At 70.4% G+C, this 24,345-nt stretch carries 26 protein-coding genes, 1 tRNA gene and 5 pseudogenes; 18 read left to right on the top strand and 14 right to left on the bottom strand.

Features of this window, described 5'->3' with window-relative positions:
* Positions 1-85 precede the first annotated feature (85 nt).
* Positions 86-2,838: pseudogene (aceE, locus tag QQK45_RS16195) on the bottom strand (pyruvate dehydrogenase (acetyl-transferring), homodimeric type).
* 419 nt (positions 2,839-3,257) lie between these two features.
* Between aceE and QQK45_RS16200 the strand changes: the two are divergent.
* The 5 genes and pseudogenes from QQK45_RS16200 (at position 3,258) to QQK45_RS16220 (ending at position 5,312) form a co-directional block, all read left to right on the top strand.
* Positions 3,258-3,670: pseudogene (locus tag QQK45_RS16200) on the top strand (DUF3052 domain-containing protein).
* A 35-nt stretch (positions 3,671-3,705) separates the two neighbouring features.
* A pseudogene (locus QQK45_RS16205) lies at positions 3,706-4,181 on the top strand (peroxiredoxin).
* A gap of 11 nt (positions 4,182-4,192) precedes the next feature.
* Positions 4,193-4,651 carry a phage holin family protein gene (locus QQK45_RS16210; RefSeq protein ID WP_284294153.1) on the top strand — a complete coding sequence of 153 codons (459 nt, stop codon included), beginning with the start codon at positions 4,193-4,195 and terminating at the stop codon, positions 4,649-4,651.
* Between the two features lie 58 nt (positions 4,652-4,709).
* A tRNA-Val gene (locus QQK45_RS16215) sits at positions 4,710-4,783 on the top strand.
* Between the two features lie 88 nt (positions 4,784-4,871).
* A complete protein-coding gene (locus QQK45_RS16220) occupies positions 4,872-5,312 on the top strand; it encodes a hypothetical protein (RefSeq protein WP_284294154.1) in 441 nt (146 codons plus the stop codon).
* On the opposite strand, the gene QQK45_RS16225 is transcribed toward QQK45_RS16220, so the two are convergent.
* Positions 5,267-6,546 (bottom strand): IS3 family transposase gene (locus tag QQK45_RS16225; protein ID WP_284292387.1). Its coding sequence is split into 2 segments (ribosomal slippage): positions 5,267-6,243 and positions 6,243-6,546, totalling 1,281 coding nucleotides; the frame shifts between segments, so codons are not numbered across the junction. The two genes, QQK45_RS16220 and QQK45_RS16225, sit on opposite strands and share 46 nt — an antisense overlap.
* A gap of 238 nt (positions 6,547-6,784) precedes the next feature.
* On the opposite strand from QQK45_RS16225, the gene QQK45_RS16230 reads away from it, so the two are divergent.
* From QQK45_RS16230 to QQK45_RS16245, 4 genes are read left to right on the top strand one after another with little or no spacing between them, the layout of a single operon-like run.
* Positions 6,785-7,234 (top strand): epoxide hydrolase N-terminal domain-containing protein, encoded by a 450-nt coding sequence (locus QQK45_RS16230; protein ID WP_284294155.1) that lies wholly within the window; start codon positions 6,785-6,787, stop codon positions 7,232-7,234.
* Positions 7,235-7,236: 2 nt separating this feature from the next.
* Positions 7,237-7,872, top strand: a complete 636-nt coding sequence (locus tag QQK45_RS16235; protein WP_284294156.1) for an alpha/beta hydrolase — start codon at positions 7,237-7,239, stop codon at positions 7,870-7,872.
* The gene (locus tag QQK45_RS16240) at positions 7,869-8,588 is read left to right on the top strand and encodes an alpha/beta fold hydrolase (RefSeq protein WP_284294157.1); all 720 of its coding nucleotides are present in this window, start codon (positions 7,869-7,871) and stop codon (positions 8,586-8,588) included. The genes QQK45_RS16235 and QQK45_RS16240 overlap by 4 nt, the downstream gene beginning before the upstream one ends.
* A complete protein-coding gene (locus tag QQK45_RS16245) occupies positions 8,585-9,127 on the top strand; it encodes a DUF1697 domain-containing protein (protein ID WP_284294158.1) in 543 nt (180 codons plus the stop codon). Before QQK45_RS16240 ends, QQK45_RS16245 begins: the two co-directional genes overlap by 4 nt.
* 158 nt (positions 9,128-9,285) lie before the next feature.
* On the opposite strand, the gene QQK45_RS16250 is transcribed toward QQK45_RS16245, so the two are convergent.
* The 4 genes from QQK45_RS16250 to QQK45_RS16265 all read right to left on the bottom strand — a co-directional run bounded on the left by QQK45_RS16250 (position 9,286) and on the right by QQK45_RS16265 (position 13,181).
* A protein-coding gene (locus tag QQK45_RS16250; protein ID WP_431310291.1) for an IS3 family transposase occupies positions 9,286-10,457 on the bottom strand; the annotation gives its coding sequence in 2 pieces (ribosomal slippage) (positions 9,286-10,176 and positions 10,179-10,457; 1,170 coding nt in all).
* Between the two features lie 46 nt (positions 10,458-10,503).
* Positions 10,504-10,857, bottom strand: coding sequence for a zinc ribbon domain-containing protein (locus tag QQK45_RS16255; RefSeq protein WP_284294160.1), 354 nt, complete (start codon positions 10,855-10,857; stop codon positions 10,504-10,506).
* 12 nt (positions 10,858-10,869) lie between these two features.
* Positions 10,870-12,168: an ISL3 family transposase gene (locus QQK45_RS16260; RefSeq protein ID WP_284295080.1), complete on the bottom strand. Its 1,299-nt coding sequence runs from the start codon at positions 12,166-12,168 to the stop codon at positions 10,870-10,872.
* A complete protein-coding gene (locus QQK45_RS16265) occupies positions 12,084-13,181 on the bottom strand; it encodes an exonuclease domain-containing protein (protein WP_284294161.1) in 1,098 nt (365 codons plus the stop codon). Before QQK45_RS16265 ends, QQK45_RS16260 begins: the two co-directional genes overlap by 85 nt.
* Before the next feature lie 197 nt (positions 13,182-13,378).
* Between QQK45_RS16265 and QQK45_RS16270 the strand changes: the two genes are divergently transcribed.
* A complete protein-coding gene (locus QQK45_RS16270; protein ID WP_284294162.1) occupies positions 13,379-14,089 on the top strand; it encodes a hypothetical protein in 711 nt (236 codons plus the stop codon).
* On the opposite strand, the gene QQK45_RS16275 is transcribed toward QQK45_RS16270, so the two are convergent.
* The 5 genes and pseudogenes from QQK45_RS16275 to QQK45_RS16290 form a co-directional block, all read right to left on the bottom strand.
* Positions 14,064-14,411 (bottom strand): helix-turn-helix domain-containing protein, encoded by a 348-nt coding sequence (locus QQK45_RS16275; protein WP_284294163.1) that lies wholly within the window; start codon positions 14,409-14,411, stop codon positions 14,064-14,066. The two genes, QQK45_RS16270 and QQK45_RS16275, sit on opposite strands and share 26 nt — an antisense overlap.
* A 214-nt stretch (positions 14,412-14,625) precedes the next feature.
* Positions 14,626-14,763, bottom strand: a complete 138-nt coding sequence (locus tag QQK45_RS16280; protein WP_284294164.1) for a hypothetical protein — start codon at positions 14,761-14,763, stop codon at positions 14,626-14,628.
* Between the two features lie 26 nt (positions 14,764-14,789).
* A pseudogene (locus QQK45_RS23365) lies at positions 14,790-14,960 on the bottom strand (EthD family reductase); the annotation flags it as partial.
* A 67-nt stretch (positions 14,961-15,027) separates the two neighbouring features.
* Positions 15,028-15,252 (bottom strand): helix-turn-helix domain-containing protein, encoded by a 225-nt coding sequence (locus QQK45_RS16285; protein ID WP_284294165.1) that lies wholly within the window; start codon positions 15,250-15,252, stop codon positions 15,028-15,030.
* Positions 15,252-15,950 (bottom strand): DUF2975 domain-containing protein, encoded by a 699-nt coding sequence (locus QQK45_RS16290; protein ID WP_284294166.1) that lies wholly within the window; start codon positions 15,948-15,950, stop codon positions 15,252-15,254. The genes QQK45_RS16285 and QQK45_RS16290 overlap by 1 nt, the downstream gene beginning before the upstream one ends.
* A 152-nt stretch (positions 15,951-16,102) precedes the next feature.
* Here QQK45_RS16290 and QQK45_RS16295 point away from each other — a divergent pair, with 152 nt between their 5' ends.
* Complete coding sequence (locus QQK45_RS16295) at positions 16,103-17,173, top strand: NAD(P)H-dependent flavin oxidoreductase (protein ID WP_284294167.1); 1,071 nt, start codon at positions 16,103-16,105, stop codon at positions 17,171-17,173.
* Here QQK45_RS16295 and QQK45_RS16300 read toward each other — a convergent pair.
* Together QQK45_RS16300 and QQK45_RS16305 are read right to left on the bottom strand one after the other, a co-directional pair.
* Complete coding sequence (locus tag QQK45_RS16300) at positions 17,165-17,305, bottom strand: response regulator transcription factor (protein ID WP_284295081.1); 141 nt, start codon at positions 17,303-17,305, stop codon at positions 17,165-17,167. The two genes, QQK45_RS16295 and QQK45_RS16300, sit on opposite strands and share 9 nt — an antisense overlap.
* Positions 17,287-17,787: a response regulator gene (locus tag QQK45_RS16305; protein ID WP_348525370.1), complete on the bottom strand. Its 501-nt coding sequence runs from the start codon at positions 17,785-17,787 to the stop codon at positions 17,287-17,289. Before QQK45_RS16305 ends, QQK45_RS16300 begins: the two co-directional genes overlap by 19 nt.
* Between QQK45_RS16305 and QQK45_RS16310 the strand changes: the two are divergent.
* From QQK45_RS16310 to QQK45_RS16335, 6 genes and pseudogenes are all read left to right on the top strand, one after another.
* Positions 17,759-17,875 (top strand): annotated as a pseudogene (locus QQK45_RS16310) (patatin-like phospholipase family protein); the annotation flags it as partial. The gene QQK45_RS16305 and the pseudogene QQK45_RS16310 overlap by 29 nt on opposite strands.
* 48 nt (positions 17,876-17,923) lie before the next feature.
* Complete coding sequence (locus QQK45_RS16315; RefSeq protein ID WP_284294168.1) at positions 17,924-19,420, top strand: fumarylacetoacetate hydrolase family protein; 1,497 nt, start codon at positions 17,924-17,926, stop codon at positions 19,418-19,420.
* Positions 19,402-20,118 (top strand): GntR family transcriptional regulator, encoded by a 717-nt coding sequence (locus QQK45_RS16320; protein WP_284294169.1) that lies wholly within the window; start codon positions 19,402-19,404, stop codon positions 20,116-20,118. The genes QQK45_RS16315 and QQK45_RS16320 overlap by 19 nt, the downstream gene beginning before the upstream one ends.
* Before the next feature lie 43 nt (positions 20,119-20,161).
* Positions 20,162-20,947: a fumarylacetoacetate hydrolase family protein gene (locus QQK45_RS16325; protein WP_284294170.1), complete on the top strand. Its 786-nt coding sequence runs from the start codon at positions 20,162-20,164 to the stop codon at positions 20,945-20,947.
* Positions 20,944-21,741 (top strand): HpcH/HpaI aldolase family protein, encoded by a 798-nt coding sequence (locus tag QQK45_RS16330; RefSeq protein ID WP_431310292.1) that lies wholly within the window; start codon positions 20,944-20,946, stop codon positions 21,739-21,741. Before QQK45_RS16325 ends, QQK45_RS16330 begins: the two co-directional genes overlap by 4 nt.
* 28 nt (positions 21,742-21,769) lie before the next feature.
* Positions 21,770-22,042 (top strand): hypothetical protein, encoded by a 273-nt coding sequence (locus tag QQK45_RS16335; RefSeq protein ID WP_284294172.1) that lies wholly within the window; start codon positions 21,770-21,772, stop codon positions 22,040-22,042.
* On the opposite strand, the gene QQK45_RS16340 is transcribed toward QQK45_RS16335, so the two are convergent.
* Entirely contained in the window at positions 22,026-22,538 is a 513-nt protein-coding gene (locus QQK45_RS16340; protein ID WP_284294173.1) for a YybH family protein, read from the bottom strand. The two genes, QQK45_RS16335 and QQK45_RS16340, sit on opposite strands and share 17 nt — an antisense overlap.
* Before the next feature lie 354 nt (positions 22,539-22,892).
* On the opposite strand from QQK45_RS16340, the gene QQK45_RS16345 reads away from it, so the two are divergent.
* Positions 22,893-24,338 carry a bifunctional 3'-5' exonuclease/DNA polymerase gene (locus QQK45_RS16345; RefSeq protein WP_284294174.1) on the top strand — a complete coding sequence of 482 codons (1,446 nt, stop codon included), beginning with the start codon at positions 22,893-22,895 and terminating at the stop codon, positions 24,336-24,338.
* The last annotated feature ends 7 nt before the right edge of the window (positions 24,339-24,345 follow it).

Here is a 24,345-nt window from a genome sequence, read left to right on the forward strand (position 1 = left end):
CGAGAGCGGGCTCGCTGCCCGTCCGCGTGAGCGGACGGGCGGCGAGCCCGTGTTCGGCGCGGGAGAGCGCCGGGGAGGGGAGCGGTCAGCTCTCGCCGCCCGCGTTGCCGGACGTGCCGGCCGTGACGTCGTGCAGCTGGTACTTCTCGATCGCCTTGGCGACCAGGCCGCCGTCGACCTCGCCGCGACGGGCGAGCTCGGACAGCGTCCGGACGACGACGGACGGGCCGTCGATCTTGAAGTACCGGCGGGCGGCGGCGCGGGTGTCGGAGAAGCCGAAGCCGTCGGCACCGAGCACCGCGTAGTCGCCGGGGACCCACGCGCGGATCTGGTCGGGGACCATGTGGTCGTAGTCGCTCGTCGCGACGAACGGCCCGGGCGCGCCCTGGAGCTTCTGCGTCACGTAGGGCACGCGGCGCTCGCTCGACGGGTCGAGGAAGGCCTGCTGGTCGGCGTCGAGCGCGTCACGGCGCAGCTCCGTCCAGCTCGTCACGGACCACACGTCCGCGGCCACGCCCCAGTCCTCGCGCAGGAGCTCCTGCGCCTCGAGCGCCCACGGCACGCCGACGCCGGACGCCAGGAGCTGGGCCCGCGGGGCGCCGTCGGGCACGTCGGCTGCGGGGGCGACGCGATGGATGCCGCGCAGGATGCCCTCGACGTCGACGTCCTCCGGCTCGGCGGGCTGGACCATCGGCTCGTTGTATACCGTCAGGTAGTACATGACGTTCTGGTCGCGGCCGTCGGTGCCGTCGCCGTACATGCGCTCGATGCCGTCGCGCACGATGTGGCGGATCTCGTAGCCGTACGCCGGGTCGTAGCTGACCATCGCGCGGTTGGTCGCGGCAAGGATCGGCGAGTGGCCGTCGGCGTGCTGCAGGCCCTCGCCGGTCAGCGTGGTGCGCCCTGCGGTCGCGCCGACGATGAAGCCGCGCGCGAGCTGGTCGCCGGCCGCCCAGAACTGGTCGCCGGTGCGCTGGAAGCCGAACATCGAGTAGAAGATGTAGACCGGCACGAGCGTCTCGCCGTGCGTCGCGTACGACGTGCCCACGGCCTGGAACGTCGACGCCGACCCGGCCTCGTTGATGCCCGTGTGGAGTACCTGGCCCTGCTCGGACTCCTTGTAGCTCAGCATGAGGTCGCGGTCGACCGCGAGGTAGTGCTGGCCCTGCGTGTTGAAGATCTTCGCCGTCGGGAAGATCGCGTCCAGGCCGAACGTGCGAGCTTCGTCGGGGATGATCGGCACGATGCGCTTGCCGATCTGCTTGTCCTTGATGAGGTCCTTCAGCAGGCGGACGAACGCCATGGTCGAGGCGACCTCCTGGTGGCCGGAGCCACGCTTGAGACCCTCGTACGTCTTCTCGTCCGGAAGCTCGATCTGCTGCGTCTTGCCGCGGCGCTCCGGCACGAACCCGCCGAGCTTGCTGCGACGGTCGAGCATGTACTTGATCTCGGGCGAGTCCATCCCGGGGTGGTAGTACGGCGGCTCGTAGGGGTTGGCCTCGAGCTCGGCGTCCGTGATCGGGATGTGCAGCGAGTCGCGCAGGGCCTTGAGGTCCTCGAGCCCGACCTTCTTCATCTGGTGCGTGGCGTTGCGGCCCGCGAACTTCGGGCCGAGCTGGTAGCCCTTGACCGTGTGCGCGATGATCACGGTCGGCTGGCCCGTGTGCTCGGCGGCGGCCGCGTAGGCCGCGTACAGCTTGCGGTAGTCGTGGCCGCCGCGCTTCATGGCCCAGATCTCGTCGTCCGTCATGTTCTGGACGAGCGCCTTGGTGCGCGGGTCGCGGCCGAAGAAGTGCTCACGGATGAACGCGCCGGACTCCGCGCGGTACGTCTGGTAGTCGCCGTCGGGCGTCTCGTTCATGAGGTGCACGAGCGCGCGGTCCTTGTCGGCGTTGAGCAGGGCGTCCCACTCGCGGCCCCAGATGACCTTGATGACGTTCCACCCGGCGCCGCGGAAGAACGCCTCGAGCTCCTGGATGATCTTGCCGTTGCCGCGCACCGGACCGTCGAGGCGCTGCAGGTTCGCGTTGACGACGAACGTCAGGTTGTCGAGCTGCTGCTGGGCCGCGAGCTGGAGCATGCCGCGCGACTCGGGCTCGTCCATCTCGCCGTCGCCCAGGAACGCCCACACGTGCTGCTGCTTGGTGTCCTTGATGCCGCGCAGGTCGAGGTACTTGTTGACCCACGCCTGGTAGATCGCCGACGACGGCCCGAGGCCCATGGAGACGGTGGGGAACTCCCAGAAGTCCGGCATGAGGCGCGGGTGCGGGTACGACGGCAGGCCGCCGCCCGGGTGCGAGTGCTCCTGGCGGAAGCCGTCGAGCTGCTCGGCGGACAGGCGACCCTCGAGGAAGGCGCGCGCGTACACGCCGGGGAGGCGTGGCCCTGGAAGTACACCTGGTCGCCACCGCCGGGGTGGTCCTTGCCGCGGAAGAAGTGGTTGAGGCCCACCTCGTACAGGGTCGCGACCGACGCGTAGGACGAGATGTGCCCGCCGACGCCCAGGCCGGCACGCTGCGCGCGCGTCACCATGACGGCGGCGTTCCAGCGGACCCAGCCACGGTAGCGGCGCTCGACGGCCTCGTCACCGGGGAAGTACGGCTCCTCGTGCACGCCGATCGTGTTCACGTACGGCGTGGTCAGCGTGGACGGGATGGCGACGTTGCGCTCCCGGGCCCGCTTGAGGAGGTTGAGCATGATGTAGCGCGCACGCGGACCGCCGCGGTCGTCGATCAGGCCGTCCAGCGCCTCGACCCACTCGTCCGTCTCGGCGGGGTCGATGTCGGGCACCTGGCTGAGCAGGCCGTTGATCAGCGGGCGTGTCTCGTCGGAAGCCACTGAAAACCTCACATCGGTTCGTGAGCGCGGCGGGGATCGGGGTGACCCCGGGTGCTCGTGTGGATGGGCTGTCACGGGCACGACGCCGCGCGCACGTCCGCCAGGTCGTGACGGTCGTGTGAGCAGCGGGTGCAGTTTCCACTCATTCTGTCGCTCCGGGACGTGCCGCGTCGAACCGTCCGGCAGGCGGGCGGACCGCCGGATGCGGTCGGCGCGGGCGCGGGCGCCGTCGTCGGGAGGGGTGAAGGGACGTCGTTCGGAGCGCGGATGCGTGGTGGAGTCGCACGTCCTGGGCTACGTTGTGCCCAGCGGAGGTCGTCGCGACCCCGCGCTACGACCGGACCGACGAGCGCGGCGCACGCCTGACAACGTGTGCAGCGTCACGTCGGCCAGAGCACGGACAGGAAGGATCGTCGCGAGTGGTTGCGTCTTCGGACCCGGTGTCCGCGGAGCGTCTGGGTTTCCAGCCCGGGCACGTCGTGCAGGAGTTCGGCTGGGGGACGACTCGGACGAGGACCTGCGCCTCGCCATCGAGGAGATCACCGGCACCGACCTCGTCGACGAGGACTACGACGACGTCACCGACGGCGTCGTGGCCTGGTGGCGTGACGGGGACGGGGATCTTACCGACCTTCTCGTCGACGTCCAGACGGTGCTCGACGACGGCGGACTGATCTGGCTGCTGACGCCCAAGCCCGGACGGGACGGGCACGCCAGCCACTCCGAGATCCAGGAGGCAGCGACCACGGCCGGGCTGCACGCGATGTCGACGTTGGCCGTCGCGCCCGACTGGTCCGCGACCCAGCTCTCGCACCGCGGCCGCGGACGCTGACCCCACCTGCGTCCTCCGGACGGCAGGATGGTGCCATGACGTACGACGAGATCGTCCGGGTCGGCGACCCGGCACCCGACTTCACGCTGTCCGACACGCAGGGCACGCCGGTCCACCTCGCAGACCTGCGCGGCAAGCCTGTGCTCCTCGTCTTCTACCCGTTCGCGTTCTCGGGCACCTGCACGGGCGAGCTGTGCGAGCTGCGCGACAACATCGCGCAGTTCGACCGCGCGGGGGTCACGCTGCTCGGCATCTCCTGCGACCCGATGTTCACGCTCCGTGCCTTCCGCGAGCAGGAGGGCTACGGGTTCGAGCTCCTGTCCGACTTCTGGCCGCACGGCGAGGTCGCCTCGCGCTACGGCGTGTTCGACGACGCCAAGGGCCTCGCGGTGCGCGGCAGCTTCCTGCTCGACGCGGACGGCGTCGTGCGCTGGACCGTCGTGAACCAGCCGGGGAGCGGCGTGACCTCGAGGGCTACGTGGAGGCGCTGGCGCGGCTCGGTCAGCCATGAGGCGCTGGGTCGTGCGGGTCGGCACGGCGTTCGTCTTCAACGTGCTGGTGCTGCTCGTGATCCTGTGGCTCGTGCCGGCCGTGCACGGCGTGTGGTCCGTGCTGTGGGCGTCGCTCGTGTTCACCGTCGCGACCCTGTTCCTCAAGCCCTTCTTCCACCGGGTTCTGCTCAGCGAGGGCGAGCGGCTGCGGGACACGCGGGCCACGTGGCTCAAGGGCAAGCTGCTCACCTACGCGGTGAGCTACGTCGTGGCCCTGATCATCTGGATCCTGACCGTCGTGTTCTCCGGGATGCACGTGTCGGGGTTCCTGTGGGGCTGGCTCGTGCCGCCGCTCATCGTGCTCGTCGGGTGGATCGTCTACGACCAGCTCGACGACGCCCTCGAGCGCAAGGCGGGCGAGCTGTACGACGCCGCGGAGCACAAGATGCGGGGCACCGAGCCGCCCGCGCCGCCGTCGCCCCATGCGTGAGCGCGGACGTGTTCGGTCGGGACGGACGTCGGACGGTACGCTGTCCCACGCCGTTCCGGGGCCTGTAGCTCAGCTGGTTAGAGCGCCACGCTTACACCGTGGATGTCGGGGGTTCGAGTCCCTCCGGGCCCACCCAATGTTGGATGTTCAAACCCGCGACATGAGCGGGTTGAGCATCCAATCCCGCTTGTAGCGCGGCGTCGTAGGCCAACGCTTCGGCGTGGAGCTCAGCGTCGAACAGCACGTCGAAGGGCTCGCCGGGCTCCGCGGCCACGATGTCGGCGCCGTCTACCTCGTAGACGTTGATGCGCTCGAAGAAGGCTTGGTTGCAGATGCGGCGCAGCGAGTCATCGAGGCTCATGTAGATCGCGTGGGCATTGCCCGCCAGTGCCAGGCAGTCCTCCAGGTGGGCTTTGGCCTGGTCGTACTCGACCTGCCCGGCGTCGATGCGAGAGTCGAGGAACGCGAGCCGTCGGGCGATGCGGTCCTGTTCTTCTTTGAGCAGGTCCAGGGGCACGGCTCCGGCGTGGTGCGCGTGGAGGAGACTGCGGCGTTCGTCGCGGAGCTTGTCGCGCTCTGCGCTGTGAACCGCACTGGCTTCTGTAGAGGCTCGATCTATTTGATTTCGGCCAGGGCGTTGGGGCCCTGCTGGGTAGCGTAGAACGCCTCCTCGAACTCGGTAGGCGGGACGTCGCCAAGGTAGCCGTGCAGCCGCTGGCTGTTGTGCCAGTAGACCCAGGACAAGGTCGCCAGTTCGACGTCCTCGACGGTGCGCCAGGGCCCCGTGCGAGCAGGGCCGCGGATCAGCTCAGCCTTGTAGTAGCCGTTGACGGTCTCGGCCAGGGCATTGTCGTAGCTGTCGCCCACGGTTCCGATCGAGGGCGTCGCGCCGATCTCGGCCAGCCGCTCGCCGTAGCGCAGCGAGGTGAACTGCGACCCGGCGTCGCTGTGACACCGCAGCCCGGGCAGGTTCGTGCCGCGGGACCAGCGGGCCATCTCGATCGCGTCCAGCACGGTCTCGGTCCGCATCGTCGAGGCGCACCGCCAGCCCACGATCATCCGCGAGTAGGCGTCGATGATGAAGCACACATAGGCGATGCCGGCGAACGTCGGGACATAGGTCAGGTCGGTCACCCACAGCTGGTTCGGGCCGGTGGCGGTGAAGTCCCGTTTGACCAGATCCGGGTGCCGGGCAGCGGTCGGGTCCGGCCGGGTGGTCTTGACCCGCCTGGTCCGTCGAGCGCCTTCGATGCCCTCGGCCCGCATCAGCCGGGCGACCTGGTCACGGCCGATATCGTGGCCGGCACGCCGGGCGGCCTTCCACAGCTTCCTGGCCCCGTAGACCCGAAAGTTGTCGTGCCACAGCTGGCGCAGCAGCGGGCGTAGCTTCGCGTCACGCACCGCCCGGGCCGAAGGCGGCCTGCTCTTCGTGGCGTAGTAGGTGCTCGCAGCCACCTGGATCCCCGCAGCGCGTAGGACCGTGCAGATGGGCTCGACTCCGAGCACCGTGCCTTCGACAACGTCGTGACGGTTCGCGTCGATGAACGCGACTACCTCTTGTGCTGGCGGTCGAGCTCCGCCCCGAAGAAAGACGCGGCCCGCTTCAAGATCTCGTTGGCCCGGCGCAGCTCGCGGTTCTCCTGCTCCAAGGCCGCGATCCGATCGCCTGCTTCGCTGCTCACGCCAGGCTTCACACCGGCGTCGATGTCGGCCTGCTTGACCCACGAGCGCACCGACTCCACCCCGTAGCCGAGCTGCTGTGCGACCCGCTGGACCGTGCCGTGCTCGACCCCAAGCTCAGCCCGCAGCGTACGGACCATCCGGACCGCAGCATCCTTCTCCTCCTGGCTGTACCGACGCGTCGTCGGCTTCCCAGGCTTGTGCTCCTTCGGCATAACTCCATCCTCGTTTCAAAGGGCTGGAGCCTCCAACAGAGCCAGTGCGGTTCACCGTCCCCGGCCGCCTGAAGCACCATGCGGCGCGCATGAGTCTGCCCGACAGATGCGGCCATGCGTTCGCCTTCGTCGCGGAGTAAGCGATTGGCCTCCCATATGGCGTGCAGCGTTGCGTCGATGACCTGCTCCATGCTCCTCCGATTGACAGCATCCTGTCATTCTGCGGTATCCTCGATATATGACAGCATGCTACCAACTCTTGCTTGGCGTGCTGCCCGACTTGGATGCGGCAGCAGGCCAGTTACAAAACCGCCTGCCCGCAGCACGATTTCCGGCCACCGCAGCCATGATCGACGGCAACTACGGGCTGAGCCACCTCGTTGTTAGCGAAGCAGTGACGCGGTGGATCGACTGGCTCGAACCAGCCGACAACGATGCGGATGCCGAGTCGCACGCAATGGTGCGAGTTGACGGTATCGACCTGCATGTCTTGCGGTTTCCGGGTGAGGGCGTTCTTCCTCTGCTGCTGCTTCATGGGTGGCCGACATCGTTCCTCTTGTTCCATCGCGTCATCGGTGAGCTGCGAAAAGCGTGCTCTGAGCTGGTGCTGGTCTCGATGCCAGGCTTCGGCGCGTCCCGCTACCGCGAGCGTCCTGGTCTGCGTTGGACTCCTCCAAACTGCTGTTGAAGATGATGGAAGCGCTCGGATTCAGCCGTTTCGCGGTGCACGGCGAGGATTGGGGTTCCACGGTCGCCCGCGACATGGGTGCTCTTGATCCTGATCGGATCGCCGGCGTGCACGTCAGCGCCGGACTCCACGGGTTTATCGCAGATGGCACGGTCGAGGACAAAGCATGGCGCGACCTAAAGCAGTATGCGACGGATGGGAGCGCCTACCTGCGTCTCCAAGCAGAACGGCCGGACTCTCTCGCGTTCGCCCTGGCCGACTCGCCGGTGGGACTTCTCGCGTGGCAACTCGACAAGTACAGCCTGTGGCAGGGCACCCTCGGAGGCGATTTCGGCATCGGAGACGACTTCATCTTCGCCAACGCCACCCTGTATTCGCTCACCAACAGTGTTGCCACCAGCATGCGGCTGTACGCGACGACCAGATCGGCCATGCCTCCCACCTTCTCGCCCACAGCTACGGCCGTGAGCAAATTCGGATTGGCCGACTTTGCTTCCCGCACCGTCTCCGAACGGCACAACAACCTCGTTGCATGGTACGAGCACGACACAGGCGGGCACATGGCCGCGCTCGACGCGCCGACAGAACTAGTGAACGACCTCAGCGACTTCATGCAGCAGATAGGAGCACACTCATGACTACCCCTGGCCCCATCGTTCTTGTCGGTGGCGGCGGACTCGGCCCCTGGGCCTGGAACCGGGTCACTCCGCTGCTGCAACAGCATGGATTGACCGTTGTTACGCCACAACTGCGCGCGACAGGCAATGACGAAACGCTCCCTTCTTCTATCGCGCTATCCGACTGGATTGATGACCTCGCCACCGAGGTGGGCCGTCTGGAGGGCGTCACGCTCGTGGCGCACTCCTTCGCCGGATACGTTGCAGCCGGAGCATTGCACCGAATTGCCGGGCATCTACGCTCAGTGATCTTTCTCGACGCGGTACTCCCGCAGCCCAGCGCGTCCTGGTTCGAGGTCATGGGTTCCCGCACAGAGGACTTCATGCGAAGCGTCGCTCGCGACGGCGCAACTCCCTGGTTCACGCGCGACCAGCTTGACCAGATGTATCCGAACAACGGGATCACCGATCAGGATCTCGCTTGGCTGCATGAGCATGTGACCTCACAGCCGATCGGCACCTACGCCGAACACGCGATCGAGCAGCCCATCCAGACTCTCGCAGCAAACGTGCGCCTCCACTATGTGAGGTGCCTGCGCACGAATCCACCCGTAGCACCGGATACGGACAGCACGGATGGGTGGATCATGAGCACGATCGATAGCTCTCATTGGCCGATGGTCACCGCACCCGAGGACGTGGCACGAGCGATCATCAAGGTGGTTGAGAACCCATGAGCTACGTCGCGCTGTTCCGGAATCTCAACCTCGGGCACCCCGGCAGCCCCACCGGGGCGGCACTCGTCGACGCTTTCGGAGGCCCGTCCGTCGCAAGCAGCTTCCAGACCAACGGAACAGTCGTCTTCGATGCCGACGACCTCGCAGCGGCGATCAGCCAAGCCAGACAGGGGCTGGCTGCGGCGGGATTCCGCCAGAGCTTCGTCGTACGGTCCGTCGAGGACATTGCAAATCTCCTGGACGACGCGCCGGAGATCGATCCTGCTGAGAACGTGTACCGGCTCATGGCATCCTTCTTCGACGCCACCGACAAGCCGCAAGTGTCCGTGCCTCTTCGTAGCCCTGACAGTCTTGTGGAAGTTCGAGGTTTGCACGACTCCCACGCATGGAGCGTCTGTTGGAAGCCGAAGCACACCGCAGGCAACGTCACGGGTTTTCTCGAGTCTCTGCTCAAGGTCTCCGTCACTACTCGGTCAGCGGCAACACTCGAACGCCTCGCTCAAAAGTATGGGGCCGCGAGCAATGTACACGCTGATTGAAGTTCCTCTCGGCCCATCCAGAAAAGATGCCGGGGTAAACCGCGGGCCAATCCCGTTCGACACACCGCGTGGCGGCTCTTGAACGAGTCGCACCCCGCCGACAAGGTCGTGGGCGGCATGAGATAGGGGACTGCTGCACGAACGGGTGACAGGTGATCTCAGGCGGCGAGTGCGACCTGAGTGGTGATGATGGTCTCGAACTCGATCGGGGTCAAACGTCCCAGACGCTGCTGGCGACGGCGCCGGTGGTAGGTGCGTTCGATCCAGGTGATGATCGCGATCCGCAGGTCGTGGCGGGTGGCCCACCTGCGCCGGTCGAGGACGTTCTTCTGCAGGAGCGCGAAGAACGACTCCATCGCGGCGTTGTCACCGGCGGAGGCGACCTGGCCCATGGATCCGACCAGGTCATGACGTCGCATCGCGGCCAGGAATTTCCGGCTTCGAAACTGGCTGCCCCTGTCGGAGTGGACGATGCATCCGGCCACGTCGGCACCGTCCACGGCCCGCCGGGCGACGGCGTTCTCGAGCGCCCGGACGGCCAGGGAGGACTTCATCCGGTCGCTGATGGAGTACCCGACGATCCGGTTCGAGTACACGTCCTTGATAGCGCACAGGTAGACCTTTCCCTCGCCGGTGGGATGCTCGGTGATATCCGTCAGCCACAGCTCGTTCGGTGCCTCGGCGGTGAAGTCCCGGTTCACGAGGTCGTCATGCGCGGGCGGCCCGGGTCGCTTGCCGCCCTTGCCCTTCTTCTTCCCGAACACGCACCACCACGAGTTCTCCGTGCAGCGACGCCACATGGTTCGGTCGCACGCCTCGTGCCCGGCCTCGCGGGCCTCGTCCGCGAGCAGCCGGTACCCGTACTCCGGGTCGTCACGGTGGGCGTCGAACAGGGCGTTGGCGAGGTAGGCCTGCTCCAGCTCACGGTCGGTCACCGGCTGCGCGAGCCACCGGTAGTAGGGCTGGCGAGCGAGTTCGAGCACCCGGCACGTCACCGCGACGGGGATCCCGTCACCGGCGAGCTCACGGACGAGCGGGTAGCTCATTTTCCCGGCAGGTGCGCCTGGGCGAAGTACGCCGCAGCCCGGCGGAGCACCTCGTTCTCCTGCTCGAGCAGACGCACCCGGCGACGTGCTTCGCGCAGCTCGGCCGACTCGGACGCGGTCACGCCGGGCTTGGCGCCGTCCTCGACGTCAGCGGCGTGCATCCAGTTGCGCAGGCACGACTCGGAGATGCCGAAGTCCTTCGCGATCTGCTTGACCGGGGCCTCGCCGCGACGGGCGACAGCCACGACATCGTCGCGGAACTCCTTGGGATGGGGTGCGGGCACAAGGCACATCCTTCCAGTGACGCCTCACGGCACCACAAGTGAGGTGTCACCTATCCGTGCAGCAGTCCCCCGCTTCCTCCACGAGGTTCTGTATCTCGGTGGCGCGGATCGAACGAGTACAACCGCCCCGCACCGTCTGCACGCACTGATACACCCCGCCCCGATGGATCATCGCCCGCCCACAATCCGAGCAACGGATCAGACCGGAGAACGGATACAAGCGCTTCGCGACCCCACTGCCGGGGGTGTGGAAGTTCCGGGCCTTCTTCCGTGCGTCGAGGACATCGGAGACCTGCTGCCAGGTGTCCTCATCCAAGATCGCGGGCCACACCGCCTCAACCTGCATCAGTGAGGTCTTGGAACGGGAGCCATCCGGCATGATCGGCCGGTACTCGCGCACGCCTTTGATGGCTCATGGGACATCCGGTGGGGGCTTGAGGTCGAGTCCGCCGGCGGCGAGGAGCATGCGGAGGCGGTAGTTGTCGCGGTTGCGGTAGCCGCGGGCGAGGCGGCGGTGGAGTTCGATGAGCCCGTTGATGGCTTCGGTGGGTCCGTTGTTCTGGCGGCCGGTGGTGAAGTAGGCCAGGAATGCCCCGGACCAGCGCCGCAGGGTCCGGCCGAGGCGTGCGACTTCGGGGATCGGGCAGGTGTGGAACGAGTTCAGGACCTTCTCGGCGCGCTTGCGGCCCTCGGCGAGGTCCGCGGCGCGGTAGGCGGCGCGTAGGTCCTGGGCACACTGCCACGCGACGAACACTTCTTCGTGGGCCTCGTTCGCTTCGATCGCACGGGTCAGGCGCGCCCACTGCTTGTCGGTGAGGTTCTCGGCCCCGGCACGCAGGATGGTCTGGATCCCCAGCAGCGGGTCGCCCTTGCGTCCGCGGTGCCCGGTCGTGGTCTGCTGGACGCGGCGTCGGACCTCGTCGACCACGGCGGTGCCGAGCTTGACGACGTGGAACGCGTCCAGGACCGCGGTCGCGTCCTCGAGCTGCTCGTCGATCGCGGACTTGTAGCCCCCGAACGGGTCGAGCGCGGCGACGCCGATCCCGGCCCGGAAGCCTTCGCCGCGCTCGGTGAGCCAGTCGACGTAGGCCTTCTTCGATCTGCCCGGGACCAGGTCCAACAGGCGGGCGTGCACCCGACCCCCGCCGTCGCGGGTCAGGTCGACCATCCCAGTCAGCTCCTTGGGGCCCTTGGTGCGGCGGTCACCGTGGTGCCACACGTGCTCGTCCACACCCAGCGACGTCACGCTGGCGAACCGGGACTCATCGCCCGCCAAGTCCTCCAGGACCGGCCTGACCGCGCGCCACAGCGTCTTCCACGCGACTGCGAGGCGGCGGGCCAGACCAGCGATCGTCGCGTGATCATGACGCAGCTGCCCGATCGCCCAGATCACCGCCCGGCGCGTGAGCGACCCGCGCGGGCGCACCAGCGCGCGATGCTGCTCGACGAAGGCCCCTACGCCGCATCCCGGGTCCGGGCACCTCCAGGTGCGCTGACGCCACCGCACGACCACGGGCTGTTCACCGGGCACGTCGTGCAGCACCCGCACCCGCCGACCGCGCGCCTCGGCCACGACCCCGCAAGCCGGACAGCCCATCACCTGTGACGGTGTGGAGACCGTGACCGTCAACCGCGTCGGGCCACGCTCGACACGCTCGACATGAACACCCTCGACACCCAACAGGGCATCACAGCGCGGGCACGGCTCGATGGTGGGTGCGCCGACACACCCCGTAGCGTTGGACAACGTCGAGGTCCTCGAGAAGAGCAGAGAGCTTGGTCGCCTCTGATCCTCGGGGACCTCGACCCCATCACTCCAGCACCACGCTCACCGGCGAGCCGCCCCCACCCGATGTCCCATGAGCCCTCAAACGCCTTACGGGCCTTGCCCGTCACCTCAGAGCCGGGGCGCAGCACGGCCGGGTTGATGTCGCCGACCACGAGGACGTTGGTCCTCTTGGTCACGTTATTCTCGGCCCTGGCGCCAACTCCGGCGCACTCCTCCCAAGCAATCTGGCGGGTCATGGACATCAGGGTGCCCGTGAACACCACCACGCGGCCGTAGAGATAGCCGTTCCGGTCGGCGTCCGGGTTGAGGTCGGGTTGCACGAGGTCGGACCCGCCACCCGAGGAGATGGCCACGGAGCCCCTATATATTCCCGCGCTCATGTGGCCGATGCCTACATGGACAGAGCCCGCAAGATCGTCCAGAGTCGAGGCCCCCAGCTGGGCCGCCAGACGGCTCACGATCTCCACTACAGCCTCGGCGTCGGCCAGCGCGTCGTGGTGGTCGTCCACGACGAAACCGAGCGACTCGGCGACATAGGGCAGTCGGTAGGTCGGCAGACGCAGCGCCCGGCGCGAGAGCACGAGTGTGCAAAGGAAGCGCAGGGCAGGCCACTCGATATTGTCCACGGCACAGGCGTAGCGGATCACCCCGATGTCGAACCCGGCGTTGTGTGTCACCAGCACGTCACTGCCGATGAAGTCCACGATGTGGGGCAAGATTTCGCGCCACCTTGGAGCGGTGGAGACCATCTCGGGCGTGATGCCGTGAATGGCAATGTTCCAACCGTCGAAGAAGTCCACCGCCTCCGGCGGACGGATCAGCCACTGGCGGGTGTCCACCACCTGTCCGTCGCGGACCTTGACCAGTCCGACTGAGCAGGGCGAGCCTCGGTAGGAGTTTGCTGTTTCGAAGTCGATGGCGGTGTAGTCGAGCATCAGAGACTCCCGTTACCGTGGACCCGCTCGGCAACATGGCGGGGGGACCTCGAAGTGGTCATGTCAAGGCTAGACCGGTACGCCCGTAAGCCAAGATCGAGAGACGGCGCCGGGAAAGACTGAGCCCCGGCGACGTGACCAAGGTCAGAGGTCCACCGGGGCTTTCTGCCTTCCATGATACGCGATACTGAGGGACCATGCCAGCACCCGAACCCTCCGACTCTGCACCGCAGGAGTGGGTCGACCGCTGGCTGAGCCCGCCCCGGCTCGGCGTCTATCTGAACGCCACCGACGGCGACGCCGACGACGCCCTCGCACTCTACGAGTGGAACGCCAAGCTTGGAGCCGCGTTCGGGCACGACCTCGCCCATCTGGAAATCGGGCTCCGCAACGCCTATGACCGCGCCCTGACCGAGCACCTGCACCTGCCACGGCACTGGACGGCCGCCGGCGACCTCGTGTTCGCCCCGGTCGTGCGAACCCGCAAGCGCGGCAGCCACGGCAAGGTCGCCGTGGACATCAACGCCAAGCCCCGAGCCTCCCTCGACCGGGCGATCCGCGAAGCCGGCGGCCGGAAAGCATCGCCCGGCAAGGTCATCGCACAGCTCACCTTCGGCTTCTGGCGCTACCTCACCTCCTCCGCCCACGAGCTGACGCTGTGGCGCCCTGCCCTGCACCACGCCTTCCCACCAGGCACCAGCCGGCCCGACGTCGATACCCGCATCGGACGACTCCACGAACTGCGGAACCGCGTCGCCCACCACGAACCCCTCCTCAGGATCGACGCGGCCGACCTGCACGGCGACCTGCTCCACATCGCTGCTCTGCTCGACCCTCAGCTCCACGACTACATCCAGGAGCACTCGACCCTGGCCGACATCCTCACGAGCCGACCGGGGCCCGTCTGAGCTGACGAGGCACCCGGCCCCTCGGACGAATCCGACCGCCCTCGGCCAGCACCGCGGCGCGTACCGTCTCAATGCTCACCGCCATCCGCTCCGCGACCTGCGCCAGCGTCAGACCGTCCTCGTAGAGCGCGGCGGCACGGCCCTGATCCTTCGCAGGCAAACCCGGCTCGCGCACGGGCAGGCCGGCACGACGAGCGAGTTCAGACACCGTGGCGCGATGCACTCGGAATCTCGTGGCGATCACCCGAACCGGCATCCCCGCCTCGTAGTCGGCCAGCAGTTCGGCGCGCCTCGCAGGGCTCAACCGTGTTTGAGACTGCACCGGGTTTTTTCGTCACCGGGCCGCGCGTATCCTGCCTCTCAGGCCCCCGCGACCGTGCGCCGCGCCCCTCAGACCCCCTGAGAACGCGGCGAATCAGGGTCCGGAGGGCCGGACTGCTGTTTGAGAATCGTCCGGGAAGGTCCACACTGTGATGACGCGGGACATCGTTGATAGATGTCCCGCGTCTGTGCTCTCCGGGGAGGAACCGCGTGGCTCAGGCGTCGTCGAGCTGCAGCGCCAGGCCGCGGAAGGTCGCCAACGACCCCAGGTTCGTGGTGGCGTCGTCGGCGATGCGGCGGCCGATCTCGGAGTCCAACGCGGCCTCGAGCGCGGCCATGTCGTCCCACTCCATCGACACCACGAGGTAGGGGCGGGCCCGATCAGGGCCTTCGGCTCGTGGCTCAGCGTGATCCGCCGCAGGCCCGGGTACTGGCGCGCCAGCGGGACGTGGACCTCCTGGTAGTGGCGCTCGAACGCCTCGACATCGGTGGGCGCGTCGTACATGACGACGAATCGGGCCTGGGGCGCTGCAGGGGTGTCCGTGGGCATCGGGCTGGGCTCCTGTCGTGGCGTCGCGGTGCGGTCATCGGCACGCTACTGGGTCCGAGCTGCGACGTCATGGCGGCTCGACCGCGAGGAGGTCGCCGACCTCGCAGCCGAGCGCGTCGCACACGGCGGTGAGCGTCGAGAACCGGATCGCGCGAGCGCGCCCGTTCTTGAGGACCGACAGGTTGACCACGCTCACCCCGACACGTTCCGAGAGCTCGACGAGGGTCATGTCGCGCCGGGCGAGGAGCCGGTCGAGACGGACGACGACCCGGTGCTGTGGATCGTCCGTCATCAGACCAGCCCGTCGACCTCGGTGCGCAGCCGTGCACCTTGGCGGAACACCTCGGCGAGGAGGAGGACGAGTGCACCGATCCACAGCGGGGCGACGGTGAGTCGGAACGGCACGTCCACGATGCCGGCCGCGGCTGAGTGCGCGATGCCGAGCTTGTCGAGGGCGAACGTGCCCAGCTGGACGGTGGTGCCTCCGACGGCGATGAGCCCCGCGATCGCAGCGACAGGCCTGGCGTTGGCCGGGCTGAACGCGTCGCCGCGCGCGACGCCGCGCGCGATCTTGTACAGCAGTCCGAGGACCGCGAGGGCCAGCGCCGCCCACGCGAGCGGCGGGAGCGCGAACATGAGCCGGCTGCTGCCCTCGGTGCCCCAGAAGGTCAGTCGCATCGTGTTGCCGAACGAGAGCTCCACGGGTGGGAGGCCCGTTGCGGCGTCACGGGTGCCGTCCGACGTGTCCTTCCAGGGGAACATCACGGGCATGGTCGCATCGGCGTCGTCGAGGTCGTACCCGTTTGCCACCATGCGCTCCCGGAATCCGGTGTCGCGCACGACGACCAGGTCGGGCACCGGCCGGTTCTGGAGGTAGGCCAGGTTCGTGTCCGGTCCGGCGAGCGGCGGGACCACGTTGAACGCCAGCACCCAGCCGGCCGCCAGCGCCAGGACGGTGTACAGGACTCGGACGGACCACGTCGTCGCCATCGGTCTCCTCTCGGTCGCCGTCACCTCAGGGTGAACCCTGGCACAACGAATATCGATATGTCGAGAGGGTCGTGTCACGACGACGCCGCGCGGACGCGCATGATGGGGCTGCTCGGCCGGACGGTCGGGCGACCACGCGGACGGAGGACGGGATGGGCGCACGAGCGCTGCAAGAGCTGTGGGGGATCGAGCACCCGGTCGTGCTGGCACCATTCGGCGGGATGTCGTCGGTCGAGCTGACCGCGGCGGTCACCGACCTCGGCGGGCTCGGCTCGTACGGGCTGTACGGCTACGGGCCCGACCGCATCCGCGAGACCGTCGAGGCCCTGCGTGCCGCGACGCCGGGCCCCTTCGCCCTGAACCTGTGGCTGCCGACGGGGAACGAGGTCACGCCCGCCGACGTGGACCTCGCGTGCTCCTCCTCGACGACGGCCGTCGCGCCGCTGTTCGCCGAGCTCGGCCTCGAGCGGCCCCAGCCGCCCGAGCGGTTCCTGCCGCCTTTCGACGACCAGCTCGACGCGGTCCTCGACGCGCGCCCCGCCGCTCTGAGCCTCGTCTTCGGGGTGCCCGCCCCGGACGTCGTCGAGCGGGCGCACTCCCGCGGGATCGCCGTCGTCGGGACGGCCACGACGGTCGCCGAGGCGGTGGCGCTCGCGGACGGTGGCGTCGACGTCGTCGTCGCCACCGGGGCCGACGGCGCCGGGCACCGGGGCTCGTTCCTGCGCCCGGCGGCGGAGTCGCTCGTCGGGACGTTCGCGCTCGTGCCGCAGGTCGTCGACGCCGTGGACGTGCCGGTGGTCGCGGCGGGCGGGATCGCGGACCGGCGTGGCGTGGCGGCCGCGTTCGCCCTCGGAGCCTCGGGCGTCCAGGTCGGGACGGCGTTCCTGGCGACGCGCCAGTCGGCGGCGACCGACGCGTACCGCGCGGCCATCAGGTCGGCCGGCGCGGACGACACCGTGCTCACCCGGGCCATGAGCGGCCGGCTCGCGCGCGGGCTGCCGAACCGCGCGGTGCGCACCATCGAGGACGCGGGCGCGATCGCCCTGTTCCCCGCCCAGAACTGGCTCACCGGCCAGTTCCGCGCCGAGGCCGGCCGGCGCGGGATCGGCGACCTGCAGTCGCTCTGGATGGGCCAGGCCGCCGGGCTCTCGCGCCAGGACGACGCCGCCGCGGTGTTCGCGGGGCTGCTCGCCGGGATGCCCGGCGCCGCCCGGTCAGCGTGAGCCGGGGGTTACGAGCCCGTTCTCGTAGGCCGCGATCACGAGCTGGGCGCGGTCGTGGGCCCCGAGCTTCGTCATGATCCGTCCGACGTGCGTCTTCGCCGTGTGCGGCGAGATCACCAGCGCGTCGGCGATCTCCGTGTTGGACCGCCCGGACCCGACGAGCGTGAGGACCTCGACCTCCCGCTCGGTGAGCTCGCCGAGGTCCGGGGAGCCACGGCCGTGCCGGACGCCCCCGTCCGGACGTACCGGTCGATCAGGCTGCGGGTCGCCGTCGGCGAGAGCAGCGCGTCCCCGGCGTGGACGGCCCGGATCGCGGCGAGGATCTGGTCCGGCTCGGCACCCTTGCCGATGAAGCCGCTCGCCCCGGCGCGCAGGGCCCCGACGACGTAGTGGTCCTCCTCGAACGTCGTGAGCACGAGGACCCGCACGGCCGCGAGCGCCGGGTCGGCGCAGATGGCGCTCGTGGCGGCGATGCCGTCCGTGCCGGGCATCCGGATGTCCATGAGGGCGACGTCGGGGTGCAGCGCCCGCGCGAGCTCGACGGCCCGGCGCCCGTCCGCCGCCTCGCCCGCGAGGGCGAGCGCCGCTGACGAGCTCTTCGGCGCGAACGCGATGGACCTGTCGCTGCGCCCGGCCGCGGCCCGCGCCGGTCACGACCAGGAACTGGCGCTGGCCGACCGGCTGAGCGCGTTCTGGCGCTGACCTCTCGGCCGAGTCGCGGGGTCGTTGCCCCGGCATCAGCGATCGTATATGATTCTCGACGTGGCAGAGACGGCACCTTCCGACCCGCGCTTCGCAGCGCTCCCCGGCCGACCCGGCAAGATCATCGCGGTCCACCTGAGCTACGCCTCCCGCGCTGACCAGCGAGGACGGCGTCCCGCTCAGCCCTCCTACTTCCTCAAGCCCTCGAGCTCGGTGGCCGGGACCGGCGGCACGGTCGAGCGGCCCGCAGGCACCGAGCTCCTGGCCTTCGAGGGCGAGATCGCCCTGGTGACCGGTCGGGACGCGCGACGGGTCGACGCCGCGTCCGCCTGGGACCACGTCGGCTGGGTCACCGCCGCGAACGACCTCGGCCTGTACGACCTGCGCGCCGTCGACAAGGGCTCCAACGTGCGCTCCAAGGGCGGGGACGGGTTCACGCCGCTCGGCCCCGCGCTCCTCGACGCCCGCGCCGTCGACCCGGCCGCGCTGCGCGTGCGCACCTGGCTCTGCGGGCGGCTCGTCCAGGACGACACGACCGCGGGCCTCCTGTTCCCCCTCGCGCAGATCGTCGCGGACCTCTCCCAGCACCTCACGCTCGAGACCGGCGACGTGATCCTCACGGGCACCCCCGCCGGGTCGAGCGTCGCGCGGCCCGGGGACGTCGTGGAGATCGAGGTCGACGCCCCGACCGCGCCCGGCGCGCCGAGCACCGGGCGCCTCGTCACCACCGTCACCCAGGGCGAGGTCCCCTTCGACTCCGCGCTCGGCTCCCTGCCCGCCGCCGACGACGTCCAGCGGGCCGAGGCGTGGGGGTCGCGGGAGGCCGCGGGCCTGCCGGCCGTCGCCCCGACCCTCACCCCGGCGCTCCGCGAGAAGCTCGAGCGCGTGCCCGTCGCCGGGCTGTCGTCCCGGCTCCGCAAGCGCGGGCTCAACACCGTGACCGTCGACGGCGTGCGCCCCCTCCGGCCGGGCACGAAGCTCGTCGGGACGGCCCGCACGCTCCGCCTCGTCCCCGGCCGCGAGGACCTGTTCACGAGCCACGGCGGCGGCTACAACGCCCAGAAGCGCGCGTTCGACGCCGTCGGGGAGGGCGAGGTGCTCGTCGTCGAGGCGGGCCGCGACCCCGACGCCGGGACGCTCGGCGACGTCCTCGCCTTGCGCGCCCACGCCCGCGGCGCGGCCGGGGTCGTCACCGACGGCGCGGTCCGGGACGCCGACGCCGTGGCCGCCGTCGGGATCCCGGTCTTCAGCAACGGCGCGCACCCCGCGGTCCTCGGCCGCAAGCACGTGCCGTGGGAGGCCGACGTGACCGTCGCGTGCGGCGGGACGACGGTCCAGCCGGGCGACGTCGTCGTCGGCGACTCGGACGGCGTGGTGGTCGTCCCGCCGGCGCTCGTCGAGGAGGTCGTCGACGCGGCGCTCGCGCAGGAGGACGAGGACGGCTGGATCGCCGCGCGCGTCGCGGAGGGGCACCCCGTGCGGGGCCTGTTCCCGATGAACGCCGAGTGGAGGGCGCGGTACGAGGCGTGGCGGGCAGCACGGTGACCGCCGTCGAGGGCGTGAGCAAGTCCCAGCTCGCCTACCAGTGGGTCCGGGAGCGGGTCGCCAGCCAGGAGTTCACGCCCGGCTTCCGGCTCGTGCTCGGGACCATCGCCAAGGAGCTCGACATGAGCGTCGTGCCGGTCCGCGAGGCCGTGCGGCAGCTCGAGGCCGAGGGGCTCGTCACGTACGAGCGCAACGTCGGGGCTCGCGTCTCCATGGTCGACGACACCCAGTACCGGTACGCGATGCAGGCGATCGGGATCGTCGAGAGCGCCGCGACCGCCCTCTCGGCGCGGCACCTGACCCTCGCCGACGTCGGGCGCGCGCGTGCCCTCAACGAGGTCATGACGGCGTCGCTCGCCCGGTTCGACCCGCGCGCGTTCTCGGCGCTCAACCAGGAGTTCCATCACATCCTGTACTCGCGCTGCGCCAACCCGCGGCTGCTCGAGATGGTCGAGACCGAGTGGGCCCGCCTCGGGCACATGCGCGACACGATCTTCGCGTTCGTGCCCGAGCGCGCCCGCGAGTCCGTGCACGAGCACGAGCAGATCCTCGCGCTCGTCGAGGGCGGCGCGCCGCTCGACGAGATCGAGCAGGCCGTCCGCAGCCACCGCCGCGGCACCCTCGAGGCGTACCTCCACCACGAGCACCCGGGCGAGGCCGCCCGGCTCGAGGTCGCCCCGGCGGCCGCGCACGGCTAGCCCCTGCGCCGACCAGACCCCAGACCCACGACCCGGAGGACGGATGCTGCCCACCGAGACCATCGCCGCGATCGCCGACGAGCTGGCGGCCGCCGAGCAGGACCGTGCCGTCGTGCCCCGCATCACGGCGCGCTACCCGCAGGCCACGGTCGAGGACTCGTACGCGATCCAGGGCGTGTGGCGGGACCGCGCGCTCGACGCCGGACGGCGCCTCGTGGGCCGCAAGATCGGCCTGACATCGCGGGCCATGCAGGCCGCCACGGGCATCACCGAGCCCGACTACGGCGTGATGTTCGACGACACCGTGTGGGAGAGCGGCGCGACGATCCCGTTCGACGCCTACTCGAACGTCCGGATCGAGGTGGAGCTCGCGTTCGTGCTGTCGGTGCCGCTCGAGGGCCCGCGCTGCACGGTGTTCGACGTCCTGCGGGCGACCGAGTACGTGACCCCCGCGCTCGAGATCCTCAACTCCCACATCGAGCTCGAGGGCCGGACGATCGTCGACACGATCGCCGACAACGCCGCGTACGGGGGCATGGTCCTCGGCGGCGTGCCGACCGCGCCGGACCGGGTGGACCTGCGCTGGGTGTCCGCGCTGCTCTACCGCAACGAGACGATCGAGGAGACCGGCGTCGCGGCCGGCGTCCTGGGACACCCCGCGACGGGTGTCGCGTGGCTCGCGAACAAGCTCCACCAGCACGGCGCGCGCCTCGAGGCCGGGGAGGACGTCCTCGCGGGCTCGTTCACGCGGCCCGTCTGGGTCGAGCGGGGCGACAGCGTGCTGTGCGACTACGGACCGATGGGAACCCTGACATGTCGCTTCCTGTGACCCCGCTGCCGCCGACGTTCCGCGCCGCGCTCGCGGCGGCCGACCGCCCGCTCGCCGGGATGTGGGTCTGCACCGGCAGCCCCGTCGTCGCGGAGATCTGCGCGGGCGGCGGGCTCGACTGGCTGCTCGTCGACATGGAGCACGGGCCCAACGGGCTCGAGTCGGTCCTCGCCCAGCTCCAGGCCGTCGCCGCGTACCCCGTCACCCCCGTGGTCCGGGTCCCCGCGGGGGACGCCGTCACGATCAAGCAGGTGCTCGACCTCGGGGCGCAGAACCTCCTCGTGCCCATGGTCTCGTCCGCGGCCGAGGCGGAGGCCGTCGTCGAGGCCGTCCGCTATCCGCCGCGCGGCCGGCGCGGCGTGGGCTCGGCGCTCGCCCGGTCTGCCCGCTGGAACCGGGTCGACGGGTGCCTCGCGGACGCCGACGAGCACGTGTCCCTGTTCGTCCAGGTCGAGACCGCGGCCGCGGTCGACGCGGCCGGGGAGATCGCCGCGGTCGACGGCGTCGACGGCGTGTTCGTCGGACCGTCCGACCTCGCCGCGTCGATGGGGCTGCTCGGGCAGCAGACGCACCCCGACGTCGTCGCGGCCGTCCGGCGCGCGTTCGACGCCGTCCGAGGCCAGGGCGTGCCCGTCGGGGTCAACGCGTTCGACCCGGCGGTCGCGAACTTCTACCTCGAGGCCGGCGCGTCGTTCGTCCTCGTCGGGGCCGACGTCGCGCTCCTCGCGCGGGGCTCGGAGGCGCTCGCCGCCCGGTTCGTCGGCGCGCCCGACCCGGGGCGCGCGGGATACTGAGCGACGTCCGTCGTCTCCTGGAGGGCCCGTGACCCGACCCCGGTTCGCCGCGCTCTCGCGCTGGGTCGCGGTCCCCGTGCGCGGCCATGCGCGGGGTGTCTGGCTCCTGTGGGCCGCCACCGCGCTCGTCCTGCTGTCCGTGCCGGAGTTGCTCATGGACCCGGCGGCCTGGACCTACCTGGTCGACCCCGAGCTCGCGGTGCTGCTGGTGCTGCTCGGCGTCCAGGCCACGCGCCTGCAGCTCGGGATCCTGCGCATCCGCGCGCTCGACGCCTGGCACGCGGTCACCCGGCGGGCGTGAGCGGGCGCGCCGACGGCGGAAGACCGGGCGTCCCGGCAAGGGGCGTGTCGTCGACGTACCGCAGCTCGTAGACGCGCTCGGCGAACCGCCAGCCGTCCGCGGTGCGGCGGTAGCGGTCGTGATAGATGCCGTGGTTGCGGTGCGACGTCCCGTCGCGCAGCCGGCCGAGCTCCTCGAGGAACGTCCGTCCGGTTGCCGCGTCGGGGTCGTCCGGGTCGGGCACGACGGCGCCAGGGGTCGAGACCTGGACGAAGAACTCCCAGCTGCCCTGCATCCGCTCGACGGACGCCCGGATCGCGGCGCGGCCCTCCGCGACCGCGTGCACGTCGGGCATGCGGACCGCGCCGTCGTCGGTGAAGAGGGACGCGAGCCGGTCGAAGTCGTGGACCATGACCGCGTCGGTGAACTCCGCGCGCAGCGCGTCGATGGCGGCGCCGTCCCGGAGCGCGTCCAGGGTCGCGGTGGTGGTCGGTGCGGTGGTCGTCGGCTCGGTCATGGTCGTCTCCCTCGCGCGGTGGCGGTGGCGTTTCACGAGGGTGACGAGCCGCGGTCCGTGCACGTGACGGCGTCCGTGTGGGCGGCCGGTTGGAGACTGAGGCGTGCATGTCGTCGTCGCGGCCCCGCCGTCGGGCCCAGCCACCGCCGTCGACGTCGGCGGCGTGACGGCGGCGGAGGCCACGCGGGCGACCCGCCCGCGGTGGACGTGGGCCGACACCAACCTCTGGTACCCCGGGCTCCTGCGCGGGGGCGTGCGCGTCGACCGCTGCCACGACCTGCGGCTCGCGCACCGCGTGCTCCGGACGTCGGCATGGACGACCGGCTCGCGCCTCGCCCAGGGCCCGGCGACCGCGTGGGACGACCTCCAGCCCGTGCCCGCGGGCGGGACTCAGCCTCCGCCCGACGACGGCGGGACGCTCTTCGACCTCGAGCCCACCTCGCGCACGTCGACGGCGGGCGGGGGACGACCCTCGACGGGCGCGCCTGCCGCGCCGAGCTCGACGCCCAGCTCGACGCCGTCGCCGCGAGCCGCGTCCCGGGGCGCCTCCGGCTGCTCCTGGCGGCGGAGTCCGCCGGCGCGCTCGCCGCGGCCGAGATGCACCGGGCCGGCCTGCCCTGGGACGCCGGGCGGCACGACGAGGTGCTCCGCGACCAGCTCGGCCCACGGCCCGTCCTCGGAGCTCGTCCGGACCGGATGGAACGGCTCGCCGCCGAGGTCCGGGACGCGCTCGACGCCCCGACGCTCAACCCCGACTCGCTGCCCGACGTCCTAAGGGCCCTGCGCCGGACCGGCCTCGCGGTCACCTCGACGCGGTCGTGGGAGCTGCAGCAGGTCGACCACCCGGCCATCGAGCCGCTGCTCACGTACAAGAAGCTGTCGCGCCTGTTCTCCGCGAACGGCTGGGCGTGGCTCGACGCGTGGGTCCAGGACGGGCGGTTCCGGCCCGAGTACGTCGTCGGGGGCGTCGTGACCGGACGGTGGGCGTCGAGCGGCGGGGGAGCGCTGCAGATCCCCCAGCAGGTCCGGACCGCGGTCCGCGCCGACCCGGGCTGGGTGTTCGTCGTCGCCGACGCGGCGCAGCTCGAGCCGCGCGTGCTCGCGGGCCTCGCGCACGACGAGCGCATGGCCGACGCGGGCCGTGGCAAGGACCTCTACCAGGGCATGGTCGACACCGGGGTCGTCGACTCGCGCGCGCACGGCAAGGTCGGGATGCTCGGCGCGATGTACGGCGGCACGACGGGATCGAGCGCCGCCGTCCTGCCCCGGCTCGCGCGGGCCTTCCCGGCGTCCCTCGCGCTCGTCGAGGACGCGGCCCGCACGGGCGAGCGCGGCGACGTCGTCACGACCCTGCTCGGGCGGACCTCGCCGCGGCCGGGCGCGTCCTGGCACGAGACCCAGGTGCTCGCGCAGAGCGACGACGCGGACGCCGGCGCCGAGTCGAAGGCGCGCGCCCAGACGCGCGCGTGGGGTCGCTTCACGCGCAACTTCGTGGTCCAGGGCACGGCAGCGGAGTGGGCGCTGTGCTGGATCGCCGAGGTGCGTCGGCGGCTGTGGGACCTCGGCGTGGTCGACGTCCCGGGCGACCGGGTGCCCGCGCCGTTCACCGGACGCCCGCACCTCGTGTACTTCTTGCACGACGAGCTCGTCGTGCACACGCCCGCGCCGCTCGCCGACGCCGTGGCCGCCGAGGTCCGGGAGGCCGCTGCGGCGTCGGGCCGGCTGCTGTTCGGCGACTTCCCGGTCGACTTCCCGGTCTCCGTCGGGACCGATCGCGCGTACGGCGACGCCAAGGGCTGAGCGCCGT

Origin of the sequence: Luteimicrobium album, assembly GCF_030161555.1 — a bacterium.
Taxonomy (GTDB): domain Bacteria; phylum Actinomycetota; class Actinomycetes; order Actinomycetales; family Cellulomonadaceae; genus Luteimicrobium; species Luteimicrobium album.

Excerpts from the sequence above, each read along its gene's own strand:
- QQK45_RS16285 (WP_284294165.1), bottom strand. The coding sequence starts at position 15,252 with ATGACGGACGATCCACAGCACCGGGTCGTCGTCCGTCTCGACCGGCTC.
- QQK45_RS16230 (WP_284294155.1), top strand. The coding sequence starts at position 6,785 with ATGACAGCATGCTACCAACTCTTGCTTGGCGTGCTGCCCGACTTGGAT.
- QQK45_RS16265 (WP_284294161.1), bottom strand. The coding sequence starts at position 13,181 with ATGCTCGACTACACCGCCATCGACTTCGAAACAGCAAACTCCTACCGA.
- QQK45_RS16280 (WP_284294164.1), bottom strand. The coding sequence starts at position 14,763 with ATGGAGTGGGACGACATGGCCGCGCTCGAGGCCGCGTTGGACTCCGAG.
- QQK45_RS16315 (WP_284294168.1), top strand. The coding sequence starts at position 17,924 with ATGATTCTCGACGTGGCAGAGACGGCACCTTCCGACCCGCGCTTCGCA.
- QQK45_RS16290 (WP_284294166.1), bottom strand. The coding sequence starts at position 15,950 with ATGGCGACGACGTGGTCCGTCCGAGTCCTGTACACCGTCCTGGCGCTG.
- QQK45_RS16270 (WP_284294162.1), top strand. The coding sequence starts at position 13,379 with ATGCCAGCACCCGAACCCTCCGACTCTGCACCGCAGGAGTGGGTCGAC.
- QQK45_RS16245 (WP_284294158.1), top strand. The coding sequence starts at position 8,585 with ATGAGCTACGTCGCGCTGTTCCGGAATCTCAACCTCGGGCACCCCGGC.
- QQK45_RS16295 (WP_284294167.1), top strand. The coding sequence starts at position 16,103 with ATGGGCGCACGAGCGCTGCAAGAGCTGTGGGGGATCGAGCACCCGGTC.
- QQK45_RS16340 (WP_284294173.1), bottom strand. The coding sequence starts at position 22,538 with ATGACCGAGCCGACGACCACCGCACCGACCACCACCGCGACCCTGGAC.
- QQK45_RS16325 (WP_284294170.1), top strand. The coding sequence starts at position 20,162 with ATGCTGCCCACCGAGACCATCGCCGCGATCGCCGACGAGCTGGCGGCC.
- QQK45_RS16235 (WP_284294156.1), top strand. The coding sequence starts at position 7,237 with ATGATGGAAGCGCTCGGATTCAGCCGTTTCGCGGTGCACGGCGAGGAT.
- QQK45_RS16240 (WP_284294157.1), top strand. The coding sequence starts at position 7,869 with ATGACTACCCCTGGCCCCATCGTTCTTGTCGGTGGCGGCGGACTCGGC.